Origin of the sequence: Mycolicibacterium diernhoferi, assembly GCF_019456655.1 — a bacterium.
Taxonomy (GTDB): domain Bacteria; phylum Actinomycetota; class Actinomycetes; order Mycobacteriales; family Mycobacteriaceae; genus Mycobacterium; species Mycobacterium diernhoferi.
On sequence record NZ_CP080332.1, the window covers coordinates 1,632,003 to 1,645,560 of the forward strand.

Consider the following 13,558-nt stretch of genomic DNA (forward strand, 5'->3'; position numbering starts at 1 on the left):
GGCTGCGATCCTCGGCCTACACGTCGGTGGCGACGCCGTTGGCCTGCCAGAGCGCGGCGACCGAGATCCCCATGCGCGCCAGCAGCTTTCGTAACAGCGGAAGGCTCAGACCGATCACGTTGGACGGGTCGCCCTCGATCCGGTCGATGAACCAGCCGCCCCGACCGTCGATGGTGAAACCGCCTGCGACGTGGAGCGGTTCACCGCCGGCCAGATAGGCATCCAGGTCCTCCTCGGACGGCGTGCCGAAGTGCACCGCGGTGCTGCCGGTCCGGTTCGCTTCGTCGACGACCACACCGTCGCGTACCCGCAGCACGCTGTGCCCGGTGTGCAGCATCCCGGTGCGTCCGGCCGAGGCCTGCCATCGACGCCGTGCCGCCTGGACCGAGCCCGGCTTGCCGGCGAGCTCGCCGTCGATCTCCAGCATCGAATCGCAGCCGACCACCACACAGTCGGCGCGGACGTCCTCGCCGAGAAGCTCGGCGACGCGGCCGGCCTTGGCCCCGGCCAGCGCGGCGACGACCGTCGCGGGAGGGTCCTCGGACATCCGCGCGATGATCGCGTCCTCGTCCACGTCGGACACCGTGACCAGGGGATCGACCCCGGCTCCGCGGAGCACACTGAGTCGACCTGCCGACGCGGAGCCGAGAACGAGCCGCGTCACCTCCGCAGGTGGGTCCGCTCCAGCAGGGTCACCCGCTGCCAGCTGTGGCTCTGGTAGCGCAGCCGGTCCACCGGATGCCCCCACAGGTTCGCCTCGGTGACGGCCGGCTCACCCGGGCCGCCACCCGCCGCCGACAGCACACCGATCAGTGCGGCCAGGTCTTCGGCGGTCGGCTCACCCTTGAGCACCTTGATGTGCGGCTCGTGCGCCGCGGTCGCGGTCTCCGTATCAGGCACAGCCACCGTCTCCTTCGGCTCGCTCACAGCGGAATGTTCCCGTGCTTCTTCGGCGGTACCTGGCTGATCTTGCGCTCCAGCAGGCGCAGCGAGGTCGCCACGTAGCCGCGGGTGTGCGACGGCGGGATGACCGCGTCGACGTAACCGCGCTCGGCGGCGATGTACGGGTTCACCAGGGTGTCCTCGTAGGTCTGCTGCAGCTCCAGGCGCAGCGCGTCCACGTCCTGGCCCTCGGCGGCGGCCTGCTTGAGCTCGGAGCGGTAGACGAAGCCGACCGCGCCGGAGGCGCCCATGACCGCGATCTGGGCGGTCGGCCAGGCGACCACCACGTCGGCGCCCATGTCCTTGGAACCCATCACGCAGTACGCGCCGCCGTAGGACTTGCGGGTGATGACGGTGATCTTGGGGACGGTCGCCTCGCCGTAGGCGTACAGCAGCTTGGCGCCGCGGCGGATGATGCCGTCGAACTCCTGGCCGGTGCCGGGCAGGAACCCGGGAACGTCGACCAGCAGCACGATCGGGATGTTGAAGGCGTCGCAGGTGCGGATGAAGCGGGCGGCCTTCTCGGAGGCCTTGATGTCCAGGCAGCCGGCGAACTGGGTCGGCTGATTGGCGACGATGCCGACGGAACGACCGTCAACCCGGCCGAACCCGATGATGATGTTCTGGGCGTACCCGGCCTGCACCTCGAGGAACTCGTCATCGTCGAGGATGCGCGAGATGACCTCGTGCATGTCGTACGGCTGGTTCGGCGAATCCGGGATCAGCGTGTCGAGTTCGATGTCCTCGCCGGTGAGGTTCTCTTCGATGGAACCCGTCGGTGCGGGCACCGGGTACCGCGGCGGATCGGCGTAGTTGTTCAGCGGCAGGTAGCCCAGCAGGTCGCGGACGTAGTCCAGGGCGTCCTGTTCACCGGAGGCGACGTAGTGCACGGTGCCGGACTTGGCCATGTGGGTCTGGGCGCCGCCCAGCTCCTCCATGGTGACGTCCTCGCCGGTGACGGTCTTGATGACATCGGGGCCGGTGATGAACATCTGGCTGGTCTGGTCGACCATGACGATGAAGTCGGTCAGCGCGGGGGAGTACACGTGACCACCCGCGGCGGCACCCATGATCAGCGAGATCTGCGGGATCACACCGGAGGCCTTGATGTTGTTGTGGAAGATCTTGCTGTACAGCCCGAGCGAGACCACACCCTCCTGGATGCGGGCGCCGGCGCCGTCGTTGATGCCGATCAGCGGGCGGCCGGTCTTGATGGCCAGCTCCTGGACCTTGACGATCTTCTCGCCGTAGACCTCGCCGAGGCTGCCGCCGAACACCGTGGCGTCCTGGCTGAACACGCAGACCTCGCGGCCGTCGATGGTGCCGTAGCCGGTCACCACACCGTCGCCGAGCGGGCGGTTCTTCTGCAGACCGAAGTTGGTGCTGCGGTGCTTGGCCAGCGCGTCGAGTTCGACGAACGAGCCCTCGTCCAGCAGTGCGTAGATGCGCTCGCGGGCGGTCAGCTTGCCCTTGGCATGCACCTTCTCGACCGCCGCCTCACCCACCGGGTGCAGCGCCTCTTCCGCGCGCTTGCGCAGGTCGGCCAGCTTGCCGGCCGTGGTGTGAATGTCCGGTACGTGCTCTGCCGCCGGCTCGATAGTGCTCGTCATGGTCGTCGATGTTAACGGTTCTCTAAGAAGTCGGACAGCTGGGTGTGGTTTGTGTCGGACCCTGCGCCATCGACGGCCGTGCTCACCGGGTGTTTCCGCCGCTGCGCCCGTAGTTTGCCGTGCGCTCGGGCGGGTGGCCGAGGCATTCCGCTCAGACATTTGCCGGCGGTATTCGTCCGGTGGCACTCGCGCGCGGAACCGACTAAACAGAGTTATTGCGAAATAACTGCAACGTTGCGCTCGTGACGGACGATTCGGCGATCGGGTCCGGTGGCCACCATCGGTGCGTTGGCAATATAGTTCGCTGAGCCGAAAGACGATTGCTGGCAGCCGGCAGCGTGGTGTGGTTCGGTGTGGGCGCGGGTCGAGCGGTGACCGACGGCCTGGAGAGGAACGGCAGTGTGACGACTCAGCGCGCTTACGACGGCGTGGACGGTCCCCGCGTGGTGATCGCACACGACTACCTGACCCAGCGCGGGGGCGCCGAGAAGGTCGTGCTGTCCATGAGCAAGGCGTTTCCCGATGCACCGATCTACACCCTGCTCTACGACCCGGCCGGCACCTACCCCGAATTCGCCGACCGCGATGTGCGGGTGTCGCCGCTGAACCGGCTCGCGTTCTTCCGCAAGCAGCACCGCGCGGCGCTGCCGCTCCTGCCGGCGGCCGCGTCGTCGATGTTCGTCGACGCCGATGTGGTGGTGACCAGCAGCAGCGGCTGGGCGCACGGTTTCCGCACGAACGGCGCCAAGCTGGTGCACTGCCACACCCCGGCGCACTGGCTCTACACCCCGGACATGTACCTCAAGGACCAGGGCGACGGCATCAAACGCGGCCTGCTGAAGGTGGCCGGACCGGCGCTGAAGGCGTGGGACCGTCGCGCCGCGCGGACGGTGGACCGGTATCTGGCGGTTTCGACGATGATCAAGGACCGCATCGAGGGCGCCTATGGCATCGAGGCGGACGTGCTGCCCTCGCCGGTGGCGATGCGCACCGACGTCGAGGTGGAGCCGGTGCCGGCCGTCGCCGAGTGGGCGACCGAGGACCAGCCGTTCTACCTGTGCGTGTCCCGGCTGATGCCCTATAAGAACGTCGACAAGGTGGTCCGTGCCTTCGCCGGCAGCGACCGCCGGCTGGTGGTGGTGGGCCGCGGCCCGGAGGCCGGTCACATCGAGTCGATCCGCACCCCGAACGTGGCACTGCTCTCGGACCTGACCGACGCGCAGATGGCCTGGCTGTATCAGTCGTGCCGGGCCCTGATCGCGGCCAGCTACGAGGACTACGGCCTGACCCCGATCGAGGCCGCGGTGTGGGGCAAACCCGCGGTGGTGCTGCGCTGGGGAGGCTTCCTGGACACCGTGATCGACGGCGTCACCGGGACATTCTTCGATGAGCCGCAAGCGGATTCGATCGCCGCGGCCCTGGACCGTTTCGCCACCCTGAGCTTCGACCCGCAGCTCATCTGCAAGCACGCGGACCAGTTCACCGAGCAGCGTTATTCGCAACGTCTCTACGAGGCGGTCGACGGACTCGTTGCACCGTGCTGAGGGGGCCGGCCGGATTCGGAGACGATTCTGTACTCGGGCCGGGCGACTCAGGGCATGTGGCCACCGGATCGGCACACCGGTCGCTATCGTTTACGCGGATTCCTCAACAAGGAGCGATGATTCATGTTTCGTGAACCGGCTTCGGCAGATCCGGCTGACATAGCCCGGAAGAAGGCCGCCGCTCCGGCGCTGAGGATGGCGCCGAAGTCGGAATACGTTCTCGACGAGAACAACCGGGTGACCCACTACAAGATGCAGAGCCTCGGGTTCGTCCCGAAGGCGAAGAACCGCATCGGTGAACTGGTCTTCAACCTTCTGGTCACCTACATCCCGTCGCACCGGATCCGGCAGGGCTTCCTGCGGTTGTGCGGGGCCAAGATCGGTAAGCACTGCTCGATCCTGCGCGGCACCACGGTGCTCGACCCGGCGTACCTGACCATCGGTGACGGCGTGGCCATCGGTTTCCGCTGCATGCTCGACGCGCGCGCCGGCATCTACATCGGCAACCAGGTCACCATCGCCAGCGATGTGCAGATCATCGGCGGCGGCCACGACGTCAACCACCCGGACTTCCTGCCGGTGCCGATCCCGACGGTGATCTGCGACTACGTGTGGATCGCCAGCCGGGCGATGGTGCTGCCGTCCCTCGTCGGCCGCGGCGCGGTGGTGGCCGCGCAGGCGCTGGTCACCAAGGACGTCGAAGAACTCAGCATCGTGGGCGGCGTGCCGGCCAAGGTGATCGGTAAACGTGATCCAGATGTATTGCTGTACACCAACACTCGTCGACCCCCGCCGTTCTACTGATGGCTGATCGGTTACGCGAGAACCGGTTGGTCTTCGTCGCGCCCGACGACGGGCAGACCGCGGTGGGTGACTATGCGCAGGATCTGGTGGACGCGCTGCGCCCGCATTTCGGTGAGATCGCCGAAGTTCGCACCGCCGGCCCCGGCCTGGACACCCTCGCCGACATCCGTCGGCACCGGACCCGGGTGCGCAAACTGGTCGCCGACGGACCGCCGGGGCGCACCCTGGTGCACGCCGAACTGTCCACCGGCGTGATGCCCACCTTCTGGGCGGTGGCCGGCCTGTCCGGGGTGCCCGTGACGGCCACCATCCACGACCCGCCGCAGGGCCTGTGGTTTCTGGCCCGTCCCCGGTTCATCGCCAGGTCCCGCCTGCTCACCCACGGCATCCACTACCCGCTGCGTCCGCTGTCGCGGGCCATCGAAGGCCGGGTGCACGGGAACCGGACCCTGATCGCGCTGACCGAGACCGGGCGCCGGTCGATCGAACGGACCTACCCGCGCACCCACACCGCATACATCCCGCACCTGGTGCGCGAGCGGCCGGTCATCGTGCCGGCCCAGGACCGCCCCAAGGCGGTCGGCTTCTTCGGATTCGTCTACCGGGGCAAGGGTTTCGACCAGATCGCCGAGATCCGTGCCCAGCTGCCCGATGACATCGAGATCCGGGTCGCCGGCCGCGGCACCGAGGAGCTGCCCCGGGCCGAGGGCATCGAGATCCTCGGCGGTGTCGACGGCGCCGCCGAAGACGCGTTCTTCGCCTCCGTCCGGGCCATCGTGGTGCCCTACGGCAAGCGGCACTTCTACGCCGAGACGTATCCCGCCTCCGGCGTGGTGGCGCACTCGATGGCCTACCGCACCCCGGTGATCTGCACCGGGTACGGGTCGCTGGCCGAACTGACCCCCGAACACGGTGTGGTGGCGGTGCCTCCGGCGGCCGATCCGGGCGCCGGCGTGGCCGCCGGGCTGGCGGCCGAGATCACGGCGGTCCTGGGCGACGAGGCCCGGCTGACCGAACTGGGCGCCAACTCCGAGCGCACCCGCCAGGAGCGTTCGCCCGCACGTACCGCAGCGGCGTTCGTGGCGGTCTGGGAACAGCTGATCGAACGTGGGCCGGCCGGTGACTGAGTCGACCGAACCCGCGGTCGCGAAGCCTGGTTCGCCACATCTGTCGCGCGCCCTGTGGGCGGCGTTCTGGATGTACGGCGGACGTGCCTGCGGAATGGTCTGGACGCTGGCCATCGTCGCCCAGCTCGGTATCGCCGACTACGGCAAGTACGCCATGGCGTACGCGGTCTACTCGCTGATCGGGTCGCCGCTGGACAACGTGTTCGTGGTCCGGTCGGTGCGCGAGTCGGAGGCACACTTCCTGGCCGACCGGGCCACCCGGTATCTGCTCGGTGTCGCGCTGATGCTGGTGGGCCTCGCCCTGCTCGAGGTGAACTACGTCGCGGCGTTCGGCCTGTTCGTCTCCGGCGGCGAGCTGACCCTGAAAGCCTGGGAGAGTCGCCCGCTGCGGGACGGTCGGCCGCACCGGGCGGCCCAGATCGACACCGGCCGACAGTTCGCCAGCGTGGTGCCGGCGTGTATCTACCTGTTCGTCGTCCCGGATCCGACGCTGCAGACCGCGACGATGATCCTGGTCGCGCCCTACGCGCTGGTGGCGCTGGGGGTGGGGCCGATGGCGTTGCGGCACCGGCCCGGGATGCCGGGATCTCCGCGGGTGATCGCCATCCTGGTCGGCGAGACCTTCTCGATCATGGCCGGTGTGCAGGGCGATCTGCTGCTGCTCGGGTGGCTGACCAACGACACCGTCGCCGGTTACTACGGCATCTGCACCACGGTCACCCTCGCCATCGTCGCGGTCGGCCAGACCTTCGGCATGTCCTACAACCAGGTGCTGCGCGAAGGAGAGGGCAATGTGGCGGCCGGACCGCCGCTGAAGGGCACGATATTGCTCGGTGTGGCCGCCGGGGCGCTGGTGCTCATCACCGGCCTGGTCATGATGGTGGTGCCGGTGGTGCCGCAGGAGCTGGCGGTCGCGATGACGATCATGTCGCTGTTCTGCGGTATGCGCACCGTCGCCATGGTGTTCCAGGCGGTGCTCTACAACCAGCACCGCGACGGTGTCCGGCTGATCGCCAACTCGGTCATCGTCCCGGTCAAGCTGGGCCTGGTGCTGGCGCTGTACGGGCTCGGCGCCGTGGGTGCGGCGATCGCCTCCGTCATCGGCGATGCCCTGTTGATGGCCATCTACCTGCGGGTGCTCTACCGCAAACCGGTCTCGGAAGAGCCCGCGACATGAACGCCGGCCGGGTGAAACCCACGGTCTGTTTCCTGCTGTCCAAGGATCCGGCGGCCGATCACGGGGGTGACGTCGAATTGTCGCGCCTGGTCCTGGAATTGGCCGCCCAGGATTTCGAGGTGTCGGCGATCTGTCTGTCCCGCGAGCCGGCGGGCCGGCTGGACTTCGGTCCCGTGCCACTGGTGCGGGTCGACAAGGCGGGCGTGCAGCCGCTGCGGCTGCTGCTCGACGTCGCCCGGACCGGACGCAGCCTGGTGCACGCCCGGTTCGACAACGACGACCTGGTCGCGGCGATCGATGCCGCCGGTGCCGACATCTATGTGGCCGAGCACAGCTACATGGCCGAGTCCTTCTTGCGCAGCTCACGTTTGGGCAAGTCCCGGTTCGTGGTGAACACCCACGTCAGTGAGTCCCTGGTGTGGCGTGCCACCCGGGGCGTGCTCGGCCGGTTGCAGGTCGGCCGGTTGCTCCGCGACGAGCTGCGGGTGGCTCGGGCCGCCGACGCGGTCGGCACCTTCGACGCCGAGGAAGCGGAGTTCTACCGCGCCCGCGGGGTGCGAAACGCGCGGTGGATGGACATCACGCTGCCACCGGCCGAGCAGGTTGCGGTGGCCTCGACGCCACGACGGCTGGTGCTGATGGGGACCCGGGACTGGCCGCCGAACCAGGAGGCCTTCGAAGAGGCGTTGCGGTTGTGGCCGCGGATCGCCGAGGGGATCGACGGCGCCGAACTGTGCGTGATCGGGGCCAAGGCCGCCAAGGCCCCCGAGCCCGAGTACCCGGCCGGTGTACGGGATCTGGGCTTCGTCGATGATCTGCCCGCATTCCTGGGAACCTGCCGGGCCATGATCGCCCCGATCCGGACAGGTGGGGGAGTGCGGGTGAAGATCCTGGACGCCGCGCGGATGGGGTTACCGGTGGTCGGCACCTCGGCGGCCGTCGGCTCGCTGGGGGACCTGCTGGGCCTGGGAGTGTTCGACGGTGACGCGGCGTTCATCGAACAGTGCCGAAAGTACTTGCTCGACAGCGCCGGTGCCGCTGAGGCGGGGGACCGGCTGTATCGGCTCAACGAGGGATACTGGCGGGACCGCCGGCCGCACCGGGCGGTCACCGACCTGCTAGGCGGTTGCGGCGGGTAGCGGCGGCCCTTGCGCGGCAACGCTGTCCGGTTCACCGGAGCGTGGCGGCCCGGGCGGGGTGTCCGGGGACAGCGCCCCGCCCTTGGGTGCCGTCAGGGCGCCTTGTCTGCGCAGCTCGTCGGAGTACTGCAGGAACACCAGGAAGAACGTGTACATGAAGGTCATCTGCGCGATCACGACGACCGGGTGATCCAGGTTCAGCGTGATGGTCGAGAAGGCGATGAACACGCCGCCGTAGAAGGCATGCGGCAGTGAGTCGGTGCGGATCAGCTTGGCGGCCACCACGCATCCGATGACGATCACCGCCAGGAACGACAGGCCGGCCACCAGCCCGCCGCGGTGCACCGCGATCAGCGGCGCGTTGGACACGAAGTTCTCGGTGAACGCGTAGGGGCCGTCCTTGAATTCGCGCAGGGACCAACCGTTTCCGAAGATCCAGTTGTCGCCCATCCGCCACGGGAATTCGCGGATCGCCGCGATGCGGTCCGACGCGCCGGCGTCGTTCTCGCCGAGAGAGCCCATCAACCGTTTGCGGACCGCCGGAATCATCATCGCGGTGGTACCGCCCACGAACAGCGTGCCGATCATCAACATCCGGTCCCGGGAGCGCATGTTGTGGAAGACGAAGACCAGCAGCGCGCCGACCAGGACGCTGGCCAGTGCCGCGCGGCTCAGGGTCAGCACGATGGCCGCCATGAGGATGGTCATTAGGGTGACCCGCTGCCAACCGGTGAACAGGATGCCGGTGATCGCCAGCGCGATCACCAGGCCGATGCCGGCGGCGTTGGGGTCCACCCACAGACCGCCCAGTCGCTGGAAGGTCTCGCTGTCCTGACCGACGTCGAACCGGCCGGTCCTGGGCGTGGTGAGTGTGCCGCCGGTGATGTAGAACTTGTCGACCGCGTAGTAGCCGATGATCTCGAACGGCTTGACGATGTACTTGGTGGAACCCAGCGCCACCGCGGCCATGCCCCAGAGCGCGCTGAAGGTGGCCGAATAGACGAAAACCTTACCGACGCGGCATAGTTGGTCGTTCGGCAACGCCAGTAGCGCGAACAGGAAACCGGTGGCCACCGCCCATTTGGTGAAGTCCATGATGTTGAGCGGCGTGGAGAAGGTCACCGCCATGGACAGTCCGGACATCACGATCAGCAGCAGGACCGCCGACATCAGCGGTGAGGACCGCCGTACCGCGCGGGGATGCATCAGCAACGCCAGGATCGACCCGCATCCGAACACCAGGTAGATCGGCACGTGCACACCGGGGAAATAGCCGAACGGGAACGTGGTGACGAAGACGACGGTGCCGTAGTACAACCACAGTGGGTGGCGCAAACCGACGTACACCCCGACCACCGCGGCCATCAGGCCGGCGATCGCGATGGTGGCGGGTTTGCCACCCAGGGCGGCGGCGACCGCCGCAAACGGCCCGAGCACACAGGCCGCCGCTCCCGCCCAGATCTCGGTCCGTGAGTATGTGGGCAGCCTCAAAGACGAACTCCTTTGCTGCCGGATCGGCGGTCCTTCGCGCACTGAACTATCCTCGCATTGTCTTCGCTGGGATCGCCACACGTTCTTTTTCCCCATGCACATGACTTTGGTGTGTAGGGCAAGGTGGAGACGCTATCGTGAGGACGTCATGGTGACCCAACAGCGATCGGAGTGCCCAGTTGGCCGTCGGTGATTACGTGCGGATCTTTTGCCGGCTCTGGTGGGTGGTCCTCGCTGCGGTGGTGATCGGTGCCGGCGCCGGCGCTGTGTCACAGCAATTCGACAAGCCGGAGTACACCTCCACAGCAAGGCTTTTCGTCAGCACTCAGAGCGGCACATCGGTCGGCGACGCCTACCAGAACAACCTGTTCTCCCAGGAGCGGGTGTACTCCTATGCCGGCCTGGCCACCAGCGAGCAGGTCGCCGCACGCGCCATCGACCAGGCGAAGGCCTCGATCACCGTCGATGAGTTGCGGGCCAAGATCACTGCGGTCCCGCTACCTCAGACGGTGTTGCTCGACATCACCGCGACGGATTCGGACCCCGCCACCGCCCAGCTCTACGCCAACGCGGTCGCAGACCAACTCGTCAACGTCACCACCGAACTGGAGACCTCGCGACGCGGCGGCGAGTCCGCAGCGGGCGCCATCGTCGTCGACGACGCGAGTTTCGGCACCCGGGTCGAATCGATGGGCCTGGTCACCCGCGTCCTGCTGGGCGCACTGGCCGGTCTGGTGATCGGCATCGTGCTGGCCGCGATCCTCGGCGTCTCCGACACCCGGGTGCGCCGCCGCGAGCGCCTCGAGGACGTCACTTCCAACGCGCTGATCGGGTCGCTGCTGCAGAACAAGGGCCGCGAAGGCGTCCTGGACCTCGCGGCCGGCGGGCCCGCGGTCGAGCGGCTGCGCGAACTGCGCACCAACATCCAGTTCGCCCGCACCCCGGACGGGGGCCGTCCGCACGTCATCGCCATCACCAGCCCGTCGCCGCAGGACGGCCGGTCCACCACGGCCGCCGACCTGGCCGCGGCCTTCGCAGAATCCGGGCACTCGGTGCTGCTGGTCGACGGTGACCTGGTCGATCCGACGCTGCCGTCGGTGCTGGGTCTGTCGTCGGCCGATCAGGTCCGTGCGTCCCAGAAGGGTCTGACCACGCTGTTGGCCCGCCAGTCGACCCTGGCCGATTCGACCATCCGGCTCGGCAACCTGACCTTCCTGCCCGCCGGTCCGCTGCCGGCCACCCGCCGCCAGCTGTGGGGCGACGACGCGGCCGGTCAGGTGTTCGATGATCTGCGCGCGAACTTCGACTACGTCATCGTCGACACCCCGCCGCTGCTCAAGTACTCCGACGGCGCGGTGCCCGCCGGCCTCGGCGACGGCGCGGTGCTGCTGGGCCGGATCGGCCACACCAGGGCCGCCGCACTGCGTAAGGGCCTGGCGGTGCTGTCCGCCGCCCGGGTCAACCTGATCGGGGTGGCCGCCACCGGCGAGCACGAGCAGCGCAAGGATCGGTCCGAGTTCAAGGCCGGCGAGAAGAAGGCTCTCGAACAGGAGGCCCGCGTGCAGAGCAGTGCGGAGCGCAACGGGTCGGGCCCCGAGGTGATCGGGCAGTTGCCGTCGGTTCAGGCGGACCAGGAAGTCGGTCAGCCGCGCCACCGGGCTCAACTGGGACACCCGGAGTAGTCCGGTGCAGTCGCTGCGCCCGCGACGGGTGACCGCGCTGCTGGCCGGTTCTCTTGCCGCGCTCGCGGTGGCCTCCTCGGTCAGTGCCTGCACCAGTGGTACCCAGACTCAGCCGGCGCCCTACGTCCCACCCACGATCAAGACCTTCGCCGCGCCCTTCGAGGGCAAGCCCCACCTGGCGCCGCCGGACATGACCGACGACGGGCCGGGCTCGCTGGTCTCGGTCGAGCCGATCTCCTCGGGGGCCGAACTGCTCGACGAGGATGGCGCCACCTACATGCGGGTGGTGTACCGGTCCACCTCGGGCATCGACGGGACGCCGACCGAGGTGTCCGCCGCGATCGCCATCCCGGCAGGGACACCGCCTCCGGGCGGCTGGCCGGTCATCGGCTTCGGGCAGGGCACCAAGGGCGTGCTCTACAAGTGCGCGTCCAGCCTGTTCCCGAACCTGCCGAAGCAGGCGTGGTCCATCGCCCAGTTCATCAAGAACGGTTACGCGGTCGCCGCCAGCGACTTCCAGGGTTCCGGGGTGAAGGGCTATTCGCACCCGTTCCTGGACGCAAAGACCTACGGCTACAACGTCATCGACTCGGTGCGGGCAGCACGCCGGGTGGGCGCCGACATCAGCGACAAGTGGATGTCCTACGGACACTCGGCCGGTGGGCTGGCGGTCTGGGGAGCCGCCGAGGTGGAACCGGAGTACGGACAGGGCCTCGACCTGCTGGGCACCATCTCGATGGCCCCGGCCGCGGACATCTCCGAACTGGCCGATGCCGCGTGGAACGGGACCCTGACCAACGCCCAGCGCGTCACCCTGGTGTACGCCCTGCAGTCGCTGTCGTGGTTCGAGCCGGAGATGAACCTGGACGACTTCCGGTCCGGGGTCACCGCCGAGAACTGGGATCTGATACTCAACTGCATCCCCACCGACTTCGACGAGGTCGCCAGGGTGTGGGAGACCATGGTCAACGAGGATCTCAAACCCCGCACCTACGAGAACGTGGAGTGGCTGCGGGAGCGGCTGGCTTCCCGCGCGATCCCCAATATGCGGCGCATCGACACCCCGACGGTCGTCGCGTACGGCACCGATGACGAGCTGTACAACCAGGAGTGGTTCGAACGAGCGCTGAGCAGGGCATGTGCGCTGGGCAGCAATCTGGAGATCAAGAAGGAACCGGGCAAGGGCCACGCCGACCTGGACCAGGCGTTCGTGATGGGCTGGCTGAACGACCGGTTGGCCGGAGTGCCCGCCCCGCCGAGCAACTGCGCGGAATGGGAAGAACGGGAGCTGCTGAAATGAGAGCTCCGGTAGACGTCCCGAGAGTCCGCGACTATCTGTCGCTCCTGCTGCGCGCGTGGCCGATGATCCTGGTGGCGACCCTGTTGTCGGCGGGTGCCGCCGCCTTCGTGGTGGCGCAGAAGGCACCCACCTACACGGCGTCGGCGCTGGCTTTCGCCAAGGTGTCGAATGACCCGAGCACCTTCTCGCAGTATTACGGCGGCATGGGCGCCAAGCTGCGCATGCCCGGCTATGCCGAACTGGCCAAGTCCCGGTTGGTGGCGCAGCACGCGATCGACGCCATCGGGGAGGACACCGCCGCCGAGGACCTGGCCTCCAGGATCTCGGCGGAATGGGAGCCGGGAGGGGCCGATCTGCGCGGCCGGGCGAACTCGGTGCTGCTGCGGATCACCGTCACCAACGAGAACCCCGACCTCGCCGTCGAGGAGGTCAATGCGGTGGGCAGCGCGCTGGTGAAACTGTCGCAGGACCTGGAATGGTACGAGTCCGCCGTGTCCGACGACGTCCAGTACAAGGGGCCGCTGGCCGAACTGCTGCCCGTGGACGCGGCGAAGACGGCACGAGAGGTGCCGACCCCGATGTCCGGGCCGTTGGCGATCGGCGCCGGATTCGGCTTCGCGGTCAGCGCGCTGATCATGCTGGGCGTCGGGATCGCTCGGGACACCCTGGTGACCCGCAGCCAACTCGATCAGGTTGTCCGGGCTACGACGCAACGGGAAACGTAGGAGCTTCGTGGAAACTA

Annotated in this window: 12 protein-coding genes; 8 read left to right on the plus strand and 4 right to left on the minus strand. The window is 68.1% G+C overall.

The genetic code is table 11. The features are described from left to right. Nucleotides 1–16 precede the first annotated feature (16 nt). Genes K0O62_RS07800 through K0O62_RS07810 form a run of 3 tightly spaced genes read right to left on the minus strand, consistent with a single transcriptional unit; the run spans nucleotide 17 to nucleotide 2,552 of the window. Nucleotides 17–664 (minus strand): Maf family protein, encoded by a 648-nt coding sequence (locus tag K0O62_RS07800; RefSeq protein ID WP_073857647.1) that lies wholly within the window; start codon nucleotides 662–664, stop codon nucleotides 17–19. Continuing rightward, the gene (locus tag K0O62_RS07805) at nucleotides 661–927 is read right to left on the minus strand and encodes an acyl-CoA carboxylase subunit epsilon (RefSeq protein ID WP_079244611.1); all 267 of its coding nucleotides are present in this window, start codon (nucleotides 925–927) and stop codon (nucleotides 661–663) included. The genes K0O62_RS07800 and K0O62_RS07805 overlap by 4 nt, the downstream gene beginning before the upstream one ends. Further along, nucleotides 924–2,552 carry an acyl-CoA carboxylase subunit beta gene (locus tag K0O62_RS07810; protein ID WP_073857649.1) on the minus strand — a complete coding sequence of 543 codons (1,629 nt, stop codon included), beginning with the start codon at nucleotides 2,550–2,552 and terminating at the stop codon, nucleotides 924–926. The genes K0O62_RS07805 and K0O62_RS07810 overlap by 4 nt, the downstream gene beginning before the upstream one ends. A 401-nt stretch (nucleotides 2,553–2,953) precedes the next feature. On the opposite strand from K0O62_RS07810, the gene K0O62_RS07815 reads away from it, so the two are divergent. The 5 genes from K0O62_RS07815 to K0O62_RS07835 all read left to right on the plus strand — a co-directional run bounded on the left by K0O62_RS07815 (nucleotide 2,954) and on the right by K0O62_RS07835 (nucleotide 8,343). Then, complete coding sequence (locus tag K0O62_RS07815) at nucleotides 2,954–4,096, plus strand: glycosyltransferase (protein ID WP_234800178.1); 1,143 nt, start codon at nucleotides 2,954–2,956, stop codon at nucleotides 4,094–4,096. 123 nt (nucleotides 4,097–4,219) lie between these two features. After that, nucleotides 4,220–4,900: an acyltransferase gene (locus K0O62_RS07820; protein WP_073857651.1), complete on the plus strand. Its 681-nt coding sequence runs from the start codon at nucleotides 4,220–4,222 to the stop codon at nucleotides 4,898–4,900. Next, a complete protein-coding gene (locus K0O62_RS07825; RefSeq protein ID WP_073857653.1) occupies nucleotides 4,900–6,027 on the plus strand; it encodes a glycosyltransferase in 1,128 nt (375 codons plus the stop codon). Before K0O62_RS07820 ends, K0O62_RS07825 begins: the two co-directional genes overlap by 1 nt. Then, complete coding sequence (locus tag K0O62_RS07830; RefSeq protein WP_234800179.1) at nucleotides 6,020–7,204, plus strand: lipopolysaccharide biosynthesis protein; 1,185 nt, start codon at nucleotides 6,020–6,022, stop codon at nucleotides 7,202–7,204. The genes K0O62_RS07825 and K0O62_RS07830 overlap by 8 nt, the downstream gene beginning before the upstream one ends. Then, nucleotides 7,201–8,343, plus strand: a complete 1,143-nt coding sequence (locus K0O62_RS07835) for a glycosyltransferase (RefSeq protein WP_073857655.1) — start codon at nucleotides 7,201–7,203, stop codon at nucleotides 8,341–8,343. Before K0O62_RS07830 ends, K0O62_RS07835 begins: the two co-directional genes overlap by 4 nt. Here K0O62_RS07835 and K0O62_RS07840 read toward each other — a convergent pair. Continuing rightward, nucleotides 8,323–9,834, minus strand: a complete 1,512-nt coding sequence (locus K0O62_RS07840) for an O-antigen ligase family protein (RefSeq protein ID WP_131817421.1) — start codon at nucleotides 9,832–9,834, stop codon at nucleotides 8,323–8,325. The two genes, K0O62_RS07835 and K0O62_RS07840, sit on opposite strands and share 21 nt — an antisense overlap. A gap of 224 nt (nucleotides 9,835–10,058) precedes the next feature. On the opposite strand from K0O62_RS07840, the gene K0O62_RS07845 reads away from it, so the two are divergent. The 3 genes from K0O62_RS07845 to K0O62_RS07855 are packed head-to-tail and all read left to right on the plus strand — an operon-like array spanning nucleotide 10,059 to nucleotide 13,541. Further along, complete coding sequence (locus K0O62_RS07845) at nucleotides 10,059–11,516, plus strand: tyrosine-protein kinase domain-containing protein (protein WP_165693820.1); 1,458 nt, start codon at nucleotides 10,059–10,061, stop codon at nucleotides 11,514–11,516. 4 nt (nucleotides 11,517–11,520) lie between these two features. Continuing rightward, on the plus strand, nucleotides 11,521–12,816 hold the full coding sequence (locus tag K0O62_RS07850) for a lipase family protein (RefSeq protein WP_073857661.1): 1,296 nt from the start codon (nucleotides 11,521–11,523) through the stop codon (nucleotides 12,814–12,816). Beyond that, nucleotides 12,813–13,541, plus strand: a complete 729-nt coding sequence (locus K0O62_RS07855) for a YveK family protein (protein ID WP_131817422.1) — start codon at nucleotides 12,813–12,815, stop codon at nucleotides 13,539–13,541. Before K0O62_RS07850 ends, K0O62_RS07855 begins: the two co-directional genes overlap by 4 nt. The last annotated feature ends 17 nt before the right edge of the window (nucleotides 13,542–13,558 follow it).